Raw genomic sequence first — 19176 nt, forward strand, 5'->3', positions numbered from 1 at the left:
GACCGGCGGAGCCCGGATCCGCGCGACCCCGCTTGGGGAGGGCGTGCATGAATTGGGGCGCGTCGTTCTTGCCTCGGGATTGAGGGGCGTGGCTTGAAGCATTGACACTGCGCGGCGCCTCGCCGCGCCTTCCGAATATCTGTACGACAAGGGGAAACCTGATGCGCATCGGGATCGGCGGCTTTCAGCATGAGACGAATACGTTCGCGCCATCGCGCGCGGCGTGGGAAGATTTTGCGGACAAGGGTGGGGGGTGGCCGAAGCTGGTCAGTGGCCCCGCAATGTTCGAGGCGGTGGCGGGCGCCAACATTCCGGTGGCGGGATTTATCGAGGCCATGGGGCAGCATGCGTTGATTCCCACGACGTGGGCCGCGGCGAGTCCTTCGGGGCATGTGACCCGGGATGCGTTCGAGCGTATCAGCGCGATGATTTTGCAAGGGTTGTCGCAGGCCATGCCGCTGGATGGCGTGTATCTGGATCTGCACGGCGCCATGGTCACCGAGCATCTGGATGATGGCGAGGGCGAACTGCTCAAGCGTGTGCGCGAACTGGTGGGTCCCAACGTGCCGATCGTTGCCAGCCTGGACCTGCACGCCAACGTGACCCGCGCGATGGTGCGCCATGCCGACGCATTGGTCTGTTATCGCACCTATCCCCACATCGACATGGCCGAGACCGGGCAGCGCGCCGCCGGCCTGCTGGCGCAGCGGCTGGGCGGCATGCCGCGTCATTATGCGGCCCTGCGCAGCCTGCCGTTTTTGATTCCTCTGTGCTGGCAGTCCACCGACATCGAGCCGGCGCGCAGCCTGTATCAGCTGGTGGGCGATCTTGAGGCGCGTGGCGCGGCCAGCGTTTCCTTTGCGACCGGGTTTCCGGCAGCGGACTTTCCCGAATGCGCGCCCACGGTCTGGGCTTACGGCATGACGCAGGCTGAAGCGGACGCCGCCGCAGACGAGATGACGCGCGCGGTCATGAATGCCGAACAGGACTTCGGCGGCAAGCTCTACACGCCGGACGAAGCCGTGCAGGAAGCGTTGCGGCTGGCACGCGATGCATCCAAGCCGGTGGTCATCGCCGATGCGCAGGACAACCCCGGCGCGGGCGGCAGTTCCGACACCACCGGCGTACTGCGCGCCCTGATCCGCCACGATGCGCGCGATACGGCCATTGGTCTGATTGTTGACCCCGCCGCCGCGCTGGCCGCCCATCGAGCCGGTGCAGGCAACACGGTGCGGATTGCACTGGGTGGACACTCGGGTATTCCCCACGACGAACCGCTGGACACCGAGTTCATCGTCGAGAAAACTTCGGAAGGACGCTTCGATACGCATGGCGCGTTCTATCGCGGCTTTCACATGGATCTGGGCCCCAGCGCGTGCCTTCGCATCGGCGGCGTGCGCATCATCCTGGCCTCGAACAAGGTGCAGATGGCCGACCAGGAGATGTTCCGGTTTGCCGGCGTTGAGCCCACGCGCGCCGCGATTCTGGTGGTCAAGAGTTCGGCGCACTTTCGCGCCGATTTCACGCCCATCGCGCACACGATTCTGGTCTGCGCGGCGCCCGGCTCCATGCTGATGGATGCGGCAAAACAACCATGGACACGGTTGCGTCCCGGCATCAGAATGGCGCCTTGCGGGCCGGTGTTTGACGGCCGGACCGCAGCGACAGCCTGACCCTCGCGCGCCGCTTCACCGCGGCGCGTCAACGACGTAGCGGCCCACGCGCCGCTCACTACGCTTCAAGGGGAAATACATGCTCAAGTTTGTCCGAGCGGCCGCGCTCGCCGGCGTCACGCTCGCCATGGCGCATGGCGCCTATGCCGAGACCGTCATCAAGACGGTGATGCACTCGCCGCTGCGCCTCACCGATCCGCACGCCACCACCGCCTACATCACGACGTGGCACGGTTACATGATCTACGACACCTTGCTGGCCACCGATGCCGACAACAAGGTCCAGCCGCAGATGCTTGAGAAGTGGGAAGTCTCGCCCGACGGCAAGACCTACACCATGACGCTGCGCCCGGGCCAGAAATGGCATGACGGCCAGCCGGTGACTGCCGAGGATTGCGTGGCGTCGATCAAGCGCTGGGCCGGCGGCGACGGCATGGGCCGCACCCTGCTGAAGTTCACCGACAAGATCGAAGTCATCGACGACAAGAGCTTTCGCATCGTCATGAAGGAACCCACGGACCTGGCGCTGCGCGCCCTGTCCAAGCCCACTGGCACCGCGCCGTTCATGATGCCCAAGCGCATCGCCGAACAGGCCATTGGCAAGCCCATCACCGACATGACCGGCTCCGGCCCGTTCAAGGTCGCCGAGTTCAAGCCGGGCGTGAAGACCGTGTACGTCAAGAACGCCGACTACGTGCCGCGCAAAGAACCCGTCAGCGGTCTGGCCGGCGGCAAGGTCGTCCATGTCGACAAGGTCGAATGGGACGTGATGCCCGACGCGCTGACCACCGCCAACGCGCTGCTCGGCGGCGAAATCGACTTCGTCGAGCAATTCCCGTACGACCTGCTGCCAATGATCGAAGGCAACCCGGACCTGAAGGAAGAGTCGCTCAGCCCGGTCGGCTACTTCACGATGTACCGCTTCAACTTCAAGTACCCGCCCTTCAACAACAAGAAGATCCGCCAGGCCGCCATGTACGCGATCGGCCAGGAAGACGTGATGAAGGCGCTGGTCGGCAATCCCAAGTACTGGAAGACCTGCGCCTCGCTGTGGGGCTGCGGCACGCCGCTGGAAAGCGATATCGGCAAGGACATGGTCGTGCCGTCGAACATCGAGAAGGCCAAGGCGCTGCTCAAGGAAGCGGGTTACGACAACACGCCCATCCTCGTCATGCACGCCACCGACGTGGGCACGCTGTCCGCGCAACCCGTCGTGATGGCCGCGGCGCTGCGCAAGGCGGGCTTCAACGTCAACCTGGCGGCGATGGACTGGCAAAGCGTGGCCACGCGCCGCGCCTCGAAGGCCGCGCCGGCCGAAGGCGGCTGGAACGTCCACAACACCAACTGGTACGCCACCGACGTGATGGACCCCGTGCGTTCCGCCCCCGCGGCCGCCAACGGCGACAACGCGTGGTTCGGCTGGCCCGAGTTCCCGCAAATCGAGGAACTGCGCACCAAGATGGCGTTGACGTCGGATCCGGCCGAGCAGAAGAAGATCTCCGAGGAAGTGCAGCGCATCGGCATCGACGAGGGCCTGTACGTGCCGCTGGGCCAGATGTCCGTGCCCACCGTCTACTCGACCAAGCTGTCGGGTTTGGTGCACGCGCCGGTCTTCGCGTTCTGGAACGTCAAAAAGGCCCCTTGATGGGCTCCGGGCCTGCGCGCCGCGGCATGCAGTCCGCGCAGGCCTAATTAGTACTGGGGGAATTACATGCTGGCATTTGTCTCACGCCGGCTCCTCGCGACCATCCCGGTTCTGGTGATGGTCGCGGTGGTGGTCTTTGCGATATTGCGTTTCAGTCCCGGGGATCCGGCCATCATCATGGCGGGCGATGGCGCCACGCCCGAACGTATCGTCCAGATACGGCAGACGATGGGCCTGGACCAGCCGGTGGTCAAACAGTTCTTCATCTGGGGCGGCAAGCTCCTGCAGGGCGACCTGGGCACCTCGCTCATGTCCGGCGTGCCGGTCACGAAACTCATCGCGCAGCGCCTTGAGCCTTCGCTCAGCCTGGCAGTGCTCACGCTGGTCTTCACGCTGCTCGTCGCCATTCCGCTGGGCGTGCTGGCCGCATGGCGCCAGGGCAAGCTGCTGGACCGCGCCGTCATGGGCTTTTCGGTGCTGGGGTTCTCGGTGCCGGTGTTCGTCACCGGCTACCTGCTGATCTGGGCCTTCGCCATCAAGCTCGGCTGGTTCAACGTGCAGGGCTATACGCCGCTTGAGAAGGGATTCTGGCTGTTCCTGCATCGGCTCATCCTGCCCTCGCTCGCGCTGTCCACCGTGTACGTGGCGCTCATCGCGCGCATCACGCGCACCAGCGTCATCGAGGTCATGGGTGAGGACTTCATCCGCACCGCCCGCTCCAAGGGCCTGGGCGAAACCGGCGTGCTGCTTGGCCACGCGCTGCGCAATGCCGCCGTACCCATCGCCACCGTCGTGGGCGTGGGCATCGCGCTCTTGATCAGCGGCGTCGTCGTCACCGAATCGGTGTTCAACATCCCGGGCCTCGGCCGGCTGGTGGTGGAAGCCGTGCTGGCGCGCGACTACCCGGTCATCCAGGGCCTGACGCTTTTCTTCGCGTTCGTCTACGTGTTCATCAATCTGGTTGTCGATTGCGCCTACACGGTGTTCGACCCGCGTATCCGGTACTGACGCCATGAGCATGCAAACGCCAACCGATGCCGCCGCACAGGCGGCCGCCGACCTCCCCGGAGGCGGCACGCCCCACATCACCGCCTGGCGGCAGATCCGCCAGGGACTCAAGAGCTGGCCCGTCATGCTGGCGCTTGTGGTGCTGGCGGCGATCGTCTTCATCGCCCTCTTCGCGCCGCTGCTGGGCACGGTCGATCCCACTCTCCTCAACCCGGGCGCACGGCTCAAGCAGCCCTTCACGGACTATTTCCTGGGCACCGACGCGTTCGGCCGCGACGTGTGGTCGCGCGTGGCCTACGGCGCACGCATCTCGCTGATCGCGGGTCTGGGCGCCGCCGTGGTCAGCGTGGCCCTCGGGCTGGTCATTGGCGTCATCGCCGGCTGGTTCCGGTCGCTGGACGGCCCCATCATGCGCACCATGGACGCCATCATGGCGATTCCCGGCATCCTGCTGGCGATCGCGCTGGTGTCGGTCACCGGCGCCAGCATCACGACCGTGCTCGTGGCCATCACCATTCCGGAAATCCCGCGGGTGGTGCGGCTGGTGCGCGGCCAGATCCTGAGCGTGCGGGGCGAACCCTACGTGGAGGCCGCGCTGGCGCTGGGCACGCCGCTGCCGCTGCTGCTGTGGCGGCACATGGTGCCCAGCACCATCGCGCCGCTGACCGTGCAGGGAACCTATGTCTTCGCGTCCGCCATGCTGACCGAGGCCATCCTCAGCTTCCTGGGCGCGGGCATCCCGCCCGAGATCGCGTCCTGGGGCAACATCATGTCCGAAGGCCGCATGTACTTCCGCATGCTGCCCGGCCTGATCCTGTTCCCCGGACTGTTCCTGTCGCTGACCGTGCTCAGCGTGAACATCCTGGGCGACGCCTTGCGCGACGCGCTGGACCCGAAAATGGTGCGCAGGATCTGATGCCGATGAACTATTCCCCCAATCCCCCCGCGGGCGATACCTCGTCCGCCATCCTGGCCATCCGCAACCTGTCGGTCGAAGTCGGCGGCGCGGGCAACCGCGTCGTGCGCAACCTGAGCCTGGACGTACACGCCGGCGAAACGGTGTGCGTGGTGGGCGAGTCCGGTTCGGGCAAGTCCGTCACGTCGCTGGCCGTCATGGGCCTGTTGCCGCAAGGCATCCTGAACATCAGCGCGGGCTCCATCCGCGTCGAGGGCGAAGACGTCGCCACGGCCACGCAGCGGCGCCTGCGCGAGCTGCGGGCCACGCGCATGGCCATGGTCTTTCAAGAACCCATGACCGCGCTGAACCCGGTGCATACGGTGGGCAAGCAGGTCGACGAGGTGCTGCGGCTGCACCGCAAGAACATGTCGGCCGCCGAGCGCCGCACTAAGGTGCTGGACATGTTCCAGTCCGTGCACCTGCCCGACATCGAACGCATCTACGACGCTTATCCGCACCAGCTCTCGGGCGGCCAGCGCCAGCGCATCGTCATCGCGATGGCTCTGATTCTGGAACCCAAGCTGCTGATCGCCGACGAGCCCACCACGGCGCTGGATGTCACCACGCAGAAGCAGATCCTGGCGCTCATCAAGGAGCTGCAGGTCAAGCACCAGACGGCCGTGCTGTTCATCACGCACGACTTTGGCGTGGTGGCCGAGATCGCGGACCGCATCGTCGTCATGAACCGCGGCGACCTGATCGAAAGCGGCACGCGCCACGAGATCCTGGCCGAGCCCAAGCAGTCCTACACTCGCCGCCTGGTGTCGTCGGTGCCCAGCCTCGTGCCGTCGCGCCGCGAACCCCCAACCGGCACGCCGGTGCTGCACGTCAAGGGGCTGGGCCGCACCTACGGCGGCAAGGGCTCGCTGTTTTCGCGCAAGGCGGCGCAGCACGTCGTCGCCGCCACGGACGTCAACCTGACGCTGCGCAAGGGCGAGATCCTGGGCATCGTCGGTGAATCCGGATCGGGAAAATCGACGGTCGCGCGCTGCATCGTGCGGCTCATCGAACCCACCGCTGGCCACATGATGATGGGCGGCGAAGACTTGAGCACGCTGTCCGGCTCGGCGCTGCGCCCGGTGCGCCGCCGCATCCAGATCGTGTTCCAGGATCCGTACCGGTCATTGAACCCGCGCCGCACGGTGGGCGAATCCATCATCGAGGGCCTGCTGAACTTTGGCGTGGGCCGTGAACAGGCGCTCAAACGCGCCAGCGAGACGCTCAGCGTGGTGGGCCTGAGCCCCGATGCCATGCGGCGTTATCCGCACCAGTTTTCGGGCGGCCAGCGCCAGCGCATCTGCATCGCGCGCGCGCTGGTCATGGACCCCGAAATCCTCGTGGCCGACGAGGCCGTCTCGGCGCTGGACGTGTCCGTGCAGGCGCAGGTGCTGGAGCTGCTGGAACAGGTGCGCGAGCGCACGGGCGTAGGCGTGCTGTTCATCACCCACGATCTGCGCGTGGCCGCGCAGATCTGCGACACCATCATGGTGATGCAACGCGGCCAGGTGGTCGAAACTGGGTCCGCCGAAACTGTGCTGACCGAGCCGCGCCACGCCTACACGCGGGCCCTGATCGACGCCGCCCCCGGCCGCGACTGGGACTTCCGCAATTTCCGGCCCATTGCGCCCGGCTTGTTGCCAGCTTCATCCCCGGCCACCTCCCCGGCCGCCTGACGCCTTTTCCGACCCACTGGAACCGAGATGCCGCAACCGCATGAAATGTCCGCCCAGGAACTCCTCGAGGCGTATCGCAGCAAGACCCTGTCGCCCGTCGAGGCGACACGGTCGGTGCTGGACCATATCGAGCGCTGGGAGCCCCGGCTGAAAGCCACCTACGCGCTGGATCCGGAAGGCGCGCTGGCCATGGCCCGCGCATCCGAGGCCCGCTGGATGAAGGGCGAACCGCAAGCCTGCGGCGGGTATACGCTGGATGGCGTGCCCGCCACCATCAAGGAAAACATCGCCACGCGCGGCGTGCCCGTGCCGCTGGGCACTGCGGCCACCGACCTGACTCCAGCGGCAGGCGACGCCCCGCCCGCCGCGCGCATGCGCGAATCCGGCGCCGTGCTGCTGGGCAAGACCACGATGCCCGACTACGGCATGCTGTCGTCCGGGCTGTCGAGCTTTCATGAACTGACGCGCAATCCGTGGGATCTGACCAAGAACCCCGGCGGCTCCAGCGCGGGCGCCGGCGCCGCGGCAGCAGCCGGCTATGGCCCGCTGCACATCGGCACCGACATCGGCGGCTCGGTCCGCCTGCCGGCCGCCTGGTGCGGCATCGCCACGCTCAAGCCCAGCCTGGGCCGCATTCCCATCGATCCGCCCTTCATGGGCCGCTGCGCCGGCCCGATGACGCGCACCATCACCGACACGGCGCTGATGATGGGCGTGCTGTCGCAGCCCGACGCGCGCGACCACATGAGCCTGCCGTTCCAGGAGATCGACTGGCTGAACCTGGAGCACGACGTGCGCGGCCTGCGCATCGGGCTGCTGCTGGACGCGGGCTGCGGTCTGCCGCTGGATCCCGAGACCCGCGATGCGGTGGAAGCCGCCGCGCGCGCCTTCGAGGCGGCAGGCGCCATCGTCACGCCCATGCAACCCTGGATGACGCCCGGCATGCTCGACGGCGTCGATCAGTTCTGGCGCACGCGCTCGGCCATCGACCTTGGCGCGCTGTCCGAGGAACGCCGCGCGAAGATCCTGCCCTTCATCCGCGCCTGGGCCGAGAGCGGCGGCGGGCATAGCGGCGAAGACGTCTTCCGCAGCTACTACGAAACGCTGAACGTGCGGGCGCGCACCGTCGCGGCCTGCGCGCCGTATGACTACGTGCTGTCGCCGGTCGCGCCCGTCGTGGCCTACAACGCCGAATGGCCCTCGCCCACCAACGAGGTCGCCACGACGATGCACCACATCGGGTTCACGCTGCCCTTCAACATGAGCGAGCAGCCGGCGGCCTCGGTCAATTGCGGCTACACGAAGGCGGGCCTGCCCATCGGCCTGCAGATCGCGGGCGCGCGCTTTGACGACCTGGGCGTGCTGCGCGTGGCGCGCGCCTGGGAACGGATGCGCCCCGCACAGCGCCCCTGGCCTCAGCCGCCCGCGGCACACTGAATTTCCACGGCAACCCACAGGAATTCCCCATGCGTTGGCTTCTGGCAATGATCAAGCACGAGACGAATACGTTTTCGCCCGTGCCCACCCCTCTTGAACGTTTCTTTCGCGGCAGTCCCGAGATCCTGGCCGGCGACCGCGCCATCAAGGCCTACGAAAGCACCGACAGCGGCCTGGGTGGCTACATCGAGGTCGCCCGCCGCGAGGGCGCGGAGATCGTGCTGCCGGTGGCGGCCGAGTCGTGGCCCAGCGGCCCCACCAGCGCGCAGACGCACGAACGCCTGTGCACGCTGATCCTGGACGAGGTCAAGCGGGGCGGCTTCGACGCCATCCTGCTGGACCTGCACGGCGCGATGGTGGCCGAGGGCGTGGAGGACGCCGAGGGCGACCTGCTGCGCCGCCTGCGCGAGATCGATCCCACGACGCCCGTTGCCGTGACGCTGGACATGCACGCCAACATCTACGATGACATCGTGCGCAACGCCACCGTCATCAGCGGCTTTCACACCTATCCGCACGTGGATATCCGCGATGCGGGCGTGCGCGCCGCAAACGTCATCGTCCGCACGTTAAAAGGCGAGATCAAGCCGGTGATGACGTGGGCCAACAAGCCCATGCTGCCGCACATCATGTGCCAGGGCACGCACGCCGCGCCCAACAAACCGCTGCAGGAGCGGTGCAAGGAACTTGAGGCCAGCGGTGTGCTGGCGGCGTCCGTCTTCGTGGGATTTCCCCATGCGGACATTCGCGAAGCCGGCCTGAGCGCCGTCGTCTGTACAGACGGCAACCTGGCCGCCGCCGAGCAGCATCGCGACGAATTGCTGGACCGCGCGTGGAACGGCCGCGCCGACTGGGTGTTTCATTCGGAACCGCTGGCGCCCACCATCGCGCGCGCCAAGGCCATCGAACAAGGCCCGGTCGTGCTGCTGGACCATTACGACAACACGGGCTCGGGCGGCACGATGGACACGACGGCCGTGCTGGCCGAAGTGCTGCGCCAGGAATTGGACAACGTGGTCTTCTACGCGATCTGCGACCCGCAGGCCGCAAAGGAAGCCGCCGCCGCGGGCGTGGGCAACACCATCACGCTCAAGCTGGGCGGCAAGCTGCCCATGCCGGCCATCAAGCAGCCCAGCAACCCGCTTGAAGTCACCGGCCGCGTCAAACTGGTGTTCGACGGCGTCTATCTGAACCGCGGCCCGATGTACCGCGGCGTGCGCAACGACACCGGCCTGACTGTGGTGATCGACACCGGCCGCGTGGAGATCGTGGTGGTCTCGCGCCACCAGGAACCCTTCGACATCAACTGCCTGCTGTCGGCCGGCATCGACCCCCTGCAAAAGCGCTACGTGGTCCTGAAGAGCCGCATCCACTGGCGCGCGGGCTTCTCGGACATGGCGACCGAGATCATCGAATGTACCGGCGTGGGCGTCACGACTTCCGACTACAGCCAGGTCGAGTTCAAGCACGTGCGCCGTCCGATCTATCCGCTTGATCCGCTTTGAGGCCAGGCCTTTTGTCGACAAAAGCCGGCGCCTCGAGCGCCGGCTTTCATTTTGAAATCTTCGGTAACTGCGCGCGCGTTCAGCGGGACACGCGTCTCGGTATACTCCGCCGCGGGCCTGACAGGCCGATGAATACGTGTATCCCGGACGGTTCCGCTCGCACGGACGAGCGTGGCGCCATAAGCCGCTGCCGGATATGACTCGACAATCAACGATACAAGCAGAACGATGAAAAAGAGCGTAGCGATCACCCTGGGCGTGGTCATAGTGGGAGCGGGAAGCTGGGTCGGGGCCACGTGGTACACCGGCAAGCGCATCGAAGAGGACGCGCAGCGTCATCTGGCACAGGCCAACGAAAAGCTCGCCAAGATCACGCCGCTGTTCGGCCTGCGCATCGATCAGCTCAAGTACGAGCGCGGCCTGTTCTCGACGCAGGCGCGTTATGGCGTGTCGCTCGTCAAGAACGACAAGGGCCTGGACGATCTGCCCGCCGGCATGATCGAGTTCGACGCGAACATCGAGCACGGCCCCTTCCCCAAGAGCGCCCTGTCGCGCGGCGCCATTGCTCCGAAGCTGGCGTTCATCCACACCGAGATCGCCAAGACGGACAACATCAAGCCCGTCTTCGAACTGACCAAGGACGTCTCCCCGCTGATGGGCGACGCCATCGTCAGCTACAGCGGCAACGCCACGTCCACCGCCGCAATCGCACCGATCGTCGTCACGCATGACGGCAATGCGCTCGACTTCAGCGGCATGCGGATGGAAGGCACCTTCGACCGCGCCACGCAGGCCGTCACCGCGCACGGCGTGATGGACAAGCTGGCCGTCGACGGCACCAAGAGCCGCGACCCCGTCAAGATGACCATCGCGGGCCTGACCATGGACGTCGACAGCCGCATGGGCAAGTTCGGCATCTCGATGGGCAATTCGGACCTGAAGATCAAGCGCGTGGACGTGCTGCGCCCGACGGACAACATGAAGGTTGCGCTGGACAACTTCAGCTACGGCGTGAAGCTGTCCGAGGACGACAAGGCCATCAACGTGCAGGCCGCGTACCAGACGGGCGACCTGACTGTGAACGATGTGGTGCTGGGCAACGGCCAAGCCGTGATCAAGCTGGCCCGGCTGGATGGCCAGGCCGTCAAGCAGCTCTCGGACACGTACAACCAGCTCATGCGCCAGTACATGCTGGGCGCAAGCGACGAAGGCCTGAAGGACGAGCAGTTCGACGTCCTGCTGGATAACGCCGGCAAGCTGCTGGCGGGCAATCCGTCGTTCAGCATCGATCCGCTGAGCTGGAAGACGGCCAAGGGCGAAAGCAAGCTGACCTTCACGCTTGACCTGGCCAACCCGGCCAATGCCAAGGATCTGACCCCGCAGGAAATCGCGGTGCAGGCGATCAAGAAGATCGACGCCTCGCTGGTGATCTCCAAGCCCATGGTGAAGGACCTGATGGTGCAGTACGCCATCAAGACCGAAGGCGTGCCCGCCGAGAAAGCCGCGGCCGACGCCGACGAAAACATCCGCCAGATGGCCGGCATGGCCGAAATGATGAATGTCGGCAAGAACGACGGCGACAACATCGTCGGCAAGTTCACCTTTGCCGACGGCATGGGCGACCTGAACGGCCAGAAGATTCCTGCCGAGGAATTGTTCAGCGGCCTCTTGGGCGCGACCGGCATGGGCGCGATGGACGATGACGACGAGCTGTCCGGCATCGGCATGGATCCGGACGCCGAACCCGCCGCCCCCGCGCCGGTCGCGGGCGTCATGCAGGACTTCAACCTGGACGACGTCGCCAGCATGCTGGACGACATGGGCTACACGGTCACCCGCAGCGACGGCACCGACGGCCCCGTGCTGGTCCTGAACCCGGGCACCACCGGCGCCACCGACCTGCGCCTGGAGTTCCTGTGCAATGACTTCACGGAAAAGTGCCTGGACCTGGTCGCGACCGCCACGTACGCCACCAAGAAGCCGATGACGCTCAAGGCCATCAACGCCTGGAACCAGGAGTACCGCTGGAGCCGCGCCTACCTGGATGACAAGAACCAGGCCGTGCTGCAGATGGACATGAACGCCGAAGGCGGCCTGGGCAAGGACAACCTGCAGATCCTGCTCAACACGTTCATCAGCATCGCCGAAGACTTCAGCGCCGCGGCGAAGGCGCCTGCGAAGTAATGCGCGGCCGGCTTGACACCGGCCCCAAGAAAAAGCCCCCGCCTGTACAGGTCGGGGGCTTTTTTCATGGTGCTGACATGGTGTCAGACACTTTCCACTACCAAGGTGTCTGACACCCGCTGAAACGCTGCGACAAACTGAAGCGCGTCTCCCGAGGGTGTCAGACACCTTCCAACCGTTGCCAAGGTGTCTGACACCCGCTGAGACGCCGCGACAGGCTGAAGCGCATCTCCCTAGGGTGTCAGACACCTTCCAATGCCAAGGTGTCTGACACCCGCTGAAACGCTGCGACAAGCTGAAGCGCATCTCCCTAGGGTGTCAGACACCTTCCAATGCCAAGGTGTCTGACACCCGCTGAGACGCCGCGACAGGCTGAAGCGCATCTCCCTAGGGTGTCAGACACCTTCCAACCGCAACCTTACGCGTACGCCTCGATCGGCAGGCACGCGCAGACCAGGTTGCGGTCGCCGTAGGCGTTGTCCACGCGGGCGACCGGCGGCCAGTACTTGCCGTCGCGCAGGGTCGCCACCGGGTAGGCGGCCTGCTGGCGCGGGTAGTCGTGCAGCCATTCCTCGGCCAGCAGCATCTGCGCGGTATGCGGCGCATTCTTCAGGACGTTGTCGTCACGGTCGCGTTCGCCGCGTTCGACCTGGGCGATCTCTTCGCGGATGGCGATCATCGCGTCGATGAAGCGGTCCAGCTCGGCCACGCCTTCGGATTCCGTGGGTTCGACCATCAGCGTACCCGCGACCGGGAAGCTCATGGTGGGCGCGTGGAAGCCGTAGTCCATCAGGCGCTTGGCGATGTCTTCGGCGCTGATGCCGCTGGTTTCCTTGAGCGGACGCACGTCCAGGATGCACTCGTGCGCCACGCGGCCGTTGCGGCCCGCGTACAGGACCTCGTAGTGGCCGCGCAGGCGGGTGGCAATGTAGTTGGCGTTCAGGATGGCGACTTCGGTGGCGCGGCGCAAGCCGTCCGCGCCCATCAGCGCGATGTACACGAACGGGATCGGCAGGATGCCGGCCGAGCCGAAAGGCGCGGCCGAAACCGGGCCGACCTTGGCGTCGCCGGGCAGCTTGCCCTGCTCGTTCACGACGCCCGGCAGGTAAGGCGCCAGGTGCGAGCGCACCGCCACGGGGCCCACGCCGGGTCCGCCGCCGCCGTGCGGGATGCAGAACGTCTTGTGCAGGTTCAGGTGGGACACGTCCGAGCCGAACTTGCCGGGCTTGGCCACGCCGACCATCGCGTTCATGTTGGCGCCGTCCAGGTACACCTGGCCGCCGGCCTGGTGGACCAGATCGCAGATTTCGGTGACGGCTTCTTCGAACACGCCGTGCGTCGACGGGTACGTGATCATCAGCGCGGCCAGCTTGTCGCCGACCTGTTCGATCTTGGCGCGCAGGTCCGCGAGGTCCACGTTGCCGTTGGCGTCGGACGCCACCACCACCACGTCCATGCCGGCGAGCTGCGCCGAGGCGGGGTTGGTGCCGTGCGCCGAAGACGGGATCAGGCAGATGTTGCGCTGATGCTGGCCGTTGGCCTGGTGGTAACCGCGAATGGCGAGCAGGCCCGCGTATTCGCCCTGCGCGCCCGAGTTGGGCTGCAGGCTGATGTTGTCGTAGCCGGTGATTTCGCACAGCGCGGCGGACAGACGATCGATCAGTTCCACGTAGCCCTGGCTTTGCGAGGCCGGCGCGAACGGGTGGATCAGTGCGAATTCCGGCCAGGTGATGGGGATCATCTCGGCCGTGGCGTTGAGCTTCATGGTGCACGAGCCCAGCGGGATCATCGTGCGGTCCAGCGCCAGATCCTTGTCGGCCAGCTTGCGCAGGTAGCGCAGCATGTCGGTTTCGGACTGGATGCTGGAGAAGATGGGATGCTTCAGGATGGCGCTTTCGCGCGCGACCGCGGCGGGAATGCCGCTGGGGGCCGCGGCGTCGAGCGCGTCGATGTCCAGTTCGACGTCATCGCGTTCAAGGCCCGAGGCGAAGACGTTGACCAGCGCTTGCAGGTCGGCCGCGGTGACGGTTTCGTCCAGCGAGATGGCCAGGCGGGCGCCATCGACGCGGCGCAGGTTGATGTGCGCGCAGTCGGCGGCCGTCAGAATGGCGGGCGTCGCGGCGCCGGTTTCCACCAGCAGCGTGTCGAAGAACGTGTCGCTGGCGACCTTGACGTCCAGCTTGATGAGCTCGGCGCGCAGGATGGCGGTGGCGCGCTGCACGCGCTCGGCGATGCGGCGGATGCCGGCGGGGCCGTGCCACACCGCGTACATGCCGGCCATCACGGCCAGCAGCACCTGCGCGGTGCAGATGTTGGAGGTAGCCTTCTCGCGGCGGATGTGCTGTTCGCGCGTCTGCAGCGCCAGGCGCAGCGCGGGATTGCCTTGCGCGTCCTTGGACACGCCGACCAGGCGGCCGGCCATGTTGCGCTTGAATGCGTCCTTGCAGGCCATGAAGCCGGCGTGCGGGCCGCCGAAGCCGAACGGCACGCCAAAGCGCTGGGCCGAACCGACGGCGATGTCGGCACCCCACTCGCCCGGCGCGGCCAGCACGGCCAGCGCCAGCAGGTCGGTCGCGCATGCGACCACGGCGCCTTGCGCGTGGGCGGCTTCGGCCAGCTTGCGGTAGTCGGACACCGAACCCGTGCTGTGCGGGTACTGCAGCAGCACGCCAAAGCACTCGGGCAGGCCTTCGGCTTCGTCGCCGATGCGGATCTCGATGTCCAGGCCCTCGGCGCGCGTGCGCACGACTTCGATGGTCTGCGGATGCACGTGGCGCGAGATGAAGAACACCGGGCTCTTGGACTTGGCGCTGCGGCGCGCGAGCGTCATCGCTTCGGCGGCGGCGGTGCTTTCGTCAAGCAGCGAGGCGTTGGAGATGTCCAGCCCGGTCAGGTCGGCGACCATGGTCTGGTAATTGAGCAGGGCTTCGAGGCGGCCCTGCGAGATCTCGGGCTGGTAGGGCGTGTAGGCCGTGTACCAGGCGGGATTCTCAAGAATGTTGCGCAACACCACGTTCGGCGTCTGCGTGCCGTAGTACCCCTGCCCGATGTAGCTGCGGTAGACCTTGTTGCGGCCCGCCACCTGCTTCAGTTCGGCCAGCACGTCGGCTTCGCTGCGCGATGCGGGTAGCGCCAGCGGCTCCTTGCTGCGGATCTTGGGAGGCACGACTTCTTCGATCAGGGCGTCCAGGCTATCGCTGCCGATCACGGCAAGCATGGCGGCCTGGTCGGCGTCGGAGGGGCCGATGTGGCGGGGGATGAAGTCGGTATGGGTGTCTAGGGCGCGCGACATGGGGGGATCTCGGGGTAGCGGGTGTCGTCCTGCGAACGGACGGTATTGCGTCTGGCGGAGGAGGCGGCGCCGCGCAGCGGCCCGCCCTCCCCGCGTGCGGCATCAGCCGTTGGCGACGGCTTCGTAGCCGGCGGCGTCCAGCAGCTTGTCGGCGTCGGCGGCGTTGTCCGGCTTGATCTTGAAGATCCAGGCGGTGAAGGCCGATTCGTTGATCAGGTTGGGGTTGCTTTCCAGTTCTTCGTTGAAGGCAACGATTTCGCCGGACACGGGCGCGTAGATGTCCGAGGCGGCCTTGACCGACTCGACCACGCCGGCGGTCTCGCCCGCGCTCAGCTTGGCGCCGACGTTCACGTCGCCAACAAAGACCAGATCGCCCAGTTGTTCCTGGGCGGTGTCGGTGATGCCGACGACGAACACGTCGCCCTCGGCTTTGACCCATTCATGGGACTCGGTGTACTTGCGATCGGTGGGCAGACTCATGGGAACTCCTGAGGGAATGCGGGTAGATGAATGGTGTTGCGCGCCTCGCGCGGGCGGCCGTTGCCCAGAACGGGCCGGCGCACGCGCGAAGCTTCGAGTTTACGAGTGTTCGACGGCTTTGCCGTTACGCACGAAAGGCAGCTTGCACGCCACGGCGGGCACCCACTTGCCGCGGATGTCGACCTCGACCGTATCGCCCGCTGCCACGCCTTGCGGCAGGCGGGCAAAGCCGATCGACACGCCCAGCGTGGGCGACATGGTGCCGCTGGTCAGTTCGCCCACCCCTTGCGCGGTGCGCACGGCCATGTGCGCGCGCATGACGCCGCGTTCCTGCAACTTCAGGCCAATGAAGGTGGCGGGCTTGGCGAACTGCTCGATCGCGTCGCGGCCGATAAAGCGGCGCTCGGCGTTCTTGCCGGACACGGTCCAGGTCAGGCCGGCTTCGCCGGGCTGCGTCAGTTCGTCCATGTCCTGGCCGTACAGGTTCATACCGGCTTCCAGGCGCAGGGTGTCGCGCGCGCCCAGGCCCGCCGGACGCACGCCCTGGGCGATCAGGTCGCGCCACAGTTGCACGACTTCGGAGGCGGGCAGGACGATTTCGAAACCGTCTTCGCCGGTGTAGCCCGTGCGGGCGACCAGCGTGTCGCCGCCCACGCGGGCGGCAACGAAGGGGGTCAGCGGTTCGCTGGCGGCTTGCCAGGCCGGGCGGGCAGCCCAGACCTTGGCGCGGGCGTTGGGGCCCTGCACGGCCACCATGGCCAGATCGCGGCGCGGGGCAATGGTCACGTCGAACGCGCCTGCCTGCTTGACGCGCTGCATCCAGGCCACGTCCTTGTCGGCCGTGCCGGCGTTGACCACCACGCGCCATTCGTCGGCAGCGAAGAAATAGATGATGAGGTCGTCGATGACGCCGCCCTGCGGGTTCAGCATGCAGCTGTAGAGCGCCTTGCCCGGCACCGTCAGCTTGGCGACGTCGTTGGCGACCAGGCGCTGCAGGAAGGCGAAGGCATCGGGGCCCGTCACATCGACGTTGAGCATGTGCGAGACGTCGAACATGCCGGCGTCCTGGCGCACGACATGGTGCTCTTCGAGCTGCGAGCCGTAGGCCAGCGGCATGTCCCAGCCGCCGAAATCGACCATGCGGGCGCCGGCGGCGATGTGTTCTTCGGCGAGCGGGGTGCGTTTGAGGGATGCGGACATGCGGGGGAACTCCGGGACGGCAGCGATGCCAGGGTTACGGAATGCCGCTGGTTGCGGACGGACGGCGCCCGCGCAACGGCTGAATCTTCCGCCCCTCTGTCCTTTTGCCTGAGAGTTGCCCCGCGTGGCGGGTTTGCACCTTCGGCGCCTGGGCTGCTCGCAGTGTCCCTGTTTTGGGTGCGGCGCCAGGTCTCTCCAGAGTGCTGTTTTGCCACGTCCGCATGGCCGGCAATGGCGGCAAATGCGGGACGGGACAAGCCTGCGCGGTATCGGTTACCTGAGCGATTCTGGGCGAATTGCGCCTTCGGCGGCGGCCGGGCTTGACGCCTTCGGCCGCTCTCTCCCGCAGCATGCGTGACAGCGCCGAAAGCATACAACGAAAGCCCGGGGTAAGCCTAGGCCTGTTGCATGCCTGCCGGCGCTATCCCAGCGCGGTATCCAGCAGCATCATCAGCACGAAACCGATCATCAGGCCGCAGGTGGCGTAGACCTCGTGCCCCTTGCGGTGCGATTCCGGAATGATTTCGTGGCTGATGACAAACAGCATGGCGCCCGCGGCAAAGCCCAGGCCCCACGGCAGGAGCGGCGCCGACCAGCCGACGACGGCAGCGCCCAGCACGGCGCCCACGGGCTCGATCAGCCCCGACAGCATGCCCAACGCCACGGCAAACGTGCGCTTGTAGCCGGCCGCCAGCAGGGCCACCGCCACAACCAGCCCCTCGGGAATGTCCTGGATCGCAATGCCGGTGGCCAGCGCCGTGCCGCGCACGGGATCTCCCGCCGCGTAGCCCACGCCGATCGCCAGGCCCTCGGGCAGGTTGTGCAGCATGATCGCGAACACGAACAGCCAAGTGCGGCGCAGGCGGTGCGCCTCCATCCCTTCCCTGCCCTTGATGAAATGCTCGTGCGGCAGGACCCGGTCCATCAGCAGCAGCACGGCTGCGCCCAATAGCAAGGCGGCGCCGACCGTCAGACCGGCGCCCCAGGGACCGTAGCCCAGCTCCTCGCCCGCGGCGATGCCCGGCGCGACCAGCGAAAACGCGCTGGCGGCCAGCATGACGCCGGCGCCAAAGCCGAACATGCTGTCCTGCGCCTTCTGCGGAATGGTGCGGGCAAAGAGAATGGGCAGGGTGCCGAGCGCGGTGGCCGCGGCCGCAACAAGACCGCCCAGCAGCGCGTCGGCCACGTGCGGCGCCCGCACGTCCAGGTAGACCCAGAGCTGGTACAGGGCCAGGCAGGACACCATCACGGCCAGCGTCCAGACGCTGATGCTGGTGGCCGCCGGCCGCACGCGATGACGGCTGAAGGTATTCATATGCGGCTGCGCTCCTTTCGGGAGATTCGCTCAGCCCTTTGCCGCAGCGTAGCGGCGCGAGACCTCGGGCCAGTTCACCACGTTGTAGAAAGCGCCGATGTATTCCGGCCGGCGGTTCTGGTACTTCAGATAATAAGCGTGTTCCCAGACATCCAGGCCCAGGATCGGCGTGTTGCCTTCCATCAGCGGGCTGTCCTGGTTGGCGCTGCTCTCGACCACCAGCTTGCCGGCCGGCGTCACGCTCAGCCAGGCCCAGCCGCTGCCGAAGCGGGTCAGCGCCGCCTTGGTGAAGGCTTCCTTGAAGGCAGGCAGCCCGCCCAGCTCGGCGTCGATGGCCGCGGCCAGCGCGCCATCCGGCTCGCCGCCGCCCTGCGGCGACATGACGGACCAGAACAGGCTGTGATTGGCGTGGCCGCCGCCGTGGTTGCGCACGGCGCCGCGCACGGCTTCGGGCAACTCCTTGATGCGGGAGACGAGCGCTTCCACGGGTTCGTCCGTCGCGATGCCGGCGCCTTCCAGCGCGGTGTTCAGGCCGTTGACGTAGGTCTGGTGATGCTTGGTGTAGTGGATCTCCATCGTCATCGCGTCGATGTGGGGTTCCAGCGCGTCATAGGCGTACGGCAGGGGCGGAAGGGTGTAGGCCATGCGAGTCTCCGGCTGATCCGTCCCTGGCGGGACAGGCTTGATAAAGATCAAAACATAAATGATATGTATTTTTATTTGATATCACAATGCCGGATTGGCCGAAATGTGCCCAGGCGGGCGACTTCAGGACGTTGCGGATGTGCGGACGAAAACGGCCGGCG

13 protein-coding genes and 2 riboswitches are annotated in these 19176 nt (G+C 66.6%); of the genes, 8 read left to right on the plus strand and 5 right to left on the minus strand.

The genetic code is table 11. From position 1 onward, the window contains the following. Nucleotides 1-161 precede the first annotated feature (161 nt). The 8 genes from ASD71_RS01665 (at nucleotide 162) to ASD71_RS01700 (ending at nucleotide 12083) form a co-directional block, all read left to right on the plus strand. A complete protein-coding gene (locus ASD71_RS01665) occupies nucleotides 162-1673 on the plus strand; it encodes a M81 family metallopeptidase (protein ID WP_056559031.1) in 1512 nt (503 codons plus the stop codon). A 79-nt stretch (nucleotides 1674-1752) separates the two neighbouring features. Continuing rightward, nucleotides 1753-3318: an ABC transporter substrate-binding protein gene (locus ASD71_RS01670; RefSeq protein WP_056559034.1), complete on the plus strand. Its 1566-nt coding sequence runs from the start codon at nucleotides 1753-1755 to the stop codon at nucleotides 3316-3318. Between the two features lie 66 nt (nucleotides 3319-3384). Then, nucleotides 3385-4326: an ABC transporter permease gene (locus ASD71_RS01675; RefSeq protein WP_056559037.1), complete on the plus strand. Its 942-nt coding sequence runs from the start codon at nucleotides 3385-3387 to the stop codon at nucleotides 4324-4326. A 10-nt stretch (nucleotides 4327-4336) separates the two neighbouring features. Further along, on the plus strand, nucleotides 4337-5242 hold the full coding sequence (locus ASD71_RS01680; protein WP_056559039.1) for an ABC transporter permease: 906 nt from the start codon (nucleotides 4337-4339) through the stop codon (nucleotides 5240-5242). 5 nt (nucleotides 5243-5247) lie between these two features. Next, a complete protein-coding gene (locus tag ASD71_RS01685) occupies nucleotides 5248-6957 on the plus strand; it encodes an ABC transporter ATP-binding protein (RefSeq protein WP_056559042.1) in 1710 nt (569 codons plus the stop codon). A gap of 27 nt (nucleotides 6958-6984) precedes the next feature. Next, on the plus strand, nucleotides 6985-8394 hold the full coding sequence (locus ASD71_RS01690; RefSeq protein ID WP_056559044.1) for an amidase: 1410 nt from the start codon (nucleotides 6985-6987) through the stop codon (nucleotides 8392-8394). A 29-nt stretch (nucleotides 8395-8423) separates the two neighbouring features. After that, on the plus strand, nucleotides 8424-9899 hold the full coding sequence (locus ASD71_RS01695) for a M81 family metallopeptidase (protein WP_056559048.1): 1476 nt from the start codon (nucleotides 8424-8426) through the stop codon (nucleotides 9897-9899). A gap of 228 nt (nucleotides 9900-10127) precedes the next feature. Then, nucleotides 10128-12083, plus strand: a complete 1956-nt coding sequence (locus ASD71_RS01700; protein ID WP_056559051.1) for a DUF945 family protein — start codon at nucleotides 10128-10130, stop codon at nucleotides 12081-12083. A gap of 418 nt (nucleotides 12084-12501) precedes the next feature. On the opposite strand, the gene gcvP is transcribed toward ASD71_RS01700, so the two are convergent. The 5 genes from gcvP to ASD71_RS01725 all read right to left on the minus strand — a co-directional run bounded on the left by gcvP (nucleotide 12502) and on the right by ASD71_RS01725 (nucleotide 19015). Next, nucleotides 12502-15375 (minus strand): aminomethyl-transferring glycine dehydrogenase, encoded by a 2874-nt coding sequence (gene gcvP / locus ASD71_RS01705; RefSeq protein WP_056559054.1) that lies wholly within the window; start codon nucleotides 15373-15375, stop codon nucleotides 12502-12504. A gap of 102 nt (nucleotides 15376-15477) precedes the next feature. Then, nucleotides 15478-15855: a glycine cleavage system protein GcvH gene (gcvH, locus tag ASD71_RS01710; RefSeq protein ID WP_056559057.1), complete on the minus strand. Its 378-nt coding sequence runs from the start codon at nucleotides 15853-15855 to the stop codon at nucleotides 15478-15480. A gap of 99 nt (nucleotides 15856-15954) precedes the next feature. Then, complete coding sequence (gcvT, locus tag ASD71_RS01715) at nucleotides 15955-17055, minus strand: glycine cleavage system aminomethyltransferase GcvT (RefSeq protein ID WP_056559060.1); 1101 nt, start codon at nucleotides 17053-17055, stop codon at nucleotides 15955-15957. Nucleotides 17056-17141: 86 nt separating this feature from the next. Next, nucleotides 17142-17264: riboswitch (glycine riboswitch) on the minus strand. A gap of 45 nt (nucleotides 17265-17309) precedes the next feature. Then, a riboswitch (glycine riboswitch) is annotated at nucleotides 17310-17411 on the minus strand. A 65-nt stretch (nucleotides 17412-17476) separates the two neighbouring features. Next, entirely contained in the window at nucleotides 17477-18370 is an 894-nt protein-coding gene (locus ASD71_RS01720) for a ZIP family metal transporter (protein WP_056559064.1), read from the minus strand. Between the two features lie 30 nt (nucleotides 18371-18400). Beyond that, complete coding sequence (locus ASD71_RS01725; RefSeq protein WP_056559067.1) at nucleotides 18401-19015, minus strand: superoxide dismutase; 615 nt, start codon at nucleotides 19013-19015, stop codon at nucleotides 18401-18403. Nucleotides 19016-19176 lie beyond the last annotated feature (161 nt).

Source organism: Achromobacter sp. Root565, assembly GCF_001427425.1.
GTDB lineage: Bacteria > Pseudomonadota > Gammaproteobacteria > Burkholderiales > Burkholderiaceae_B > Achromobacter > Achromobacter spanius_D.

Bases quoted from the DNA above. Each gene is read 5' to 3' on its own strand.
- ASD71_RS01665 (WP_056559031.1), top strand. From the start codon at position 162: ATGCGCATCGGGATCGGCGGCTTTCAGCATGAGACGAATACGTTCGCG.
- ASD71_RS01670 (WP_056559034.1), top strand. From the start codon at position 1,753: ATGCTCAAGTTTGTCCGAGCGGCCGCGCTCGCCGGCGTCACGCTCGCC.
- ASD71_RS01675 (WP_056559037.1), top strand. From the start codon at position 3,385: ATGCTGGCATTTGTCTCACGCCGGCTCCTCGCGACCATCCCGGTTCTG.
- ASD71_RS01680 (WP_056559039.1), top strand. From the start codon at position 4,337: ATGCAAACGCCAACCGATGCCGCCGCACAGGCGGCCGCCGACCTCCCC.
- ASD71_RS01685 (WP_056559042.1), top strand. From the start codon at position 5,248: ATGAACTATTCCCCCAATCCCCCCGCGGGCGATACCTCGTCCGCCATC.
- ASD71_RS01690 (WP_056559044.1), top strand. From the start codon at position 6,985: ATGCCGCAACCGCATGAAATGTCCGCCCAGGAACTCCTCGAGGCGTAT.
- ASD71_RS01695 (WP_056559048.1), top strand. From the start codon at position 8,424: ATGCGTTGGCTTCTGGCAATGATCAAGCACGAGACGAATACGTTTTCG.
- ASD71_RS01700 (WP_056559051.1), top strand. From the start codon at position 10,128: ATGAAAAAGAGCGTAGCGATCACCCTGGGCGTGGTCATAGTGGGAGCG.
- gcvP (WP_056559054.1), bottom strand. From the start codon at position 15,375: ATGTCGCGCGCCCTAGACACCCATACCGACTTCATCCCCCGCCACATC.
- gcvH (WP_056559057.1), bottom strand. From the start codon at position 15,855: ATGAGTCTGCCCACCGATCGCAAGTACACCGAGTCCCATGAATGGGTC.
- gcvT (WP_056559060.1), bottom strand. From the start codon at position 17,055: ATGTCCGCATCCCTCAAACGCACCCCGCTCGCCGAAGAACACATCGCC.
- ASD71_RS01720 (WP_056559064.1), bottom strand. From the start codon at position 18,370: ATGAATACCTTCAGCCGTCATCGCGTGCGGCCGGCGGCCACCAGCATC.
- ASD71_RS01725 (WP_056559067.1), bottom strand. From the start codon at position 19,015: ATGGCCTACACCCTTCCGCCCCTGCCGTACGCCTATGACGCGCTGGAA.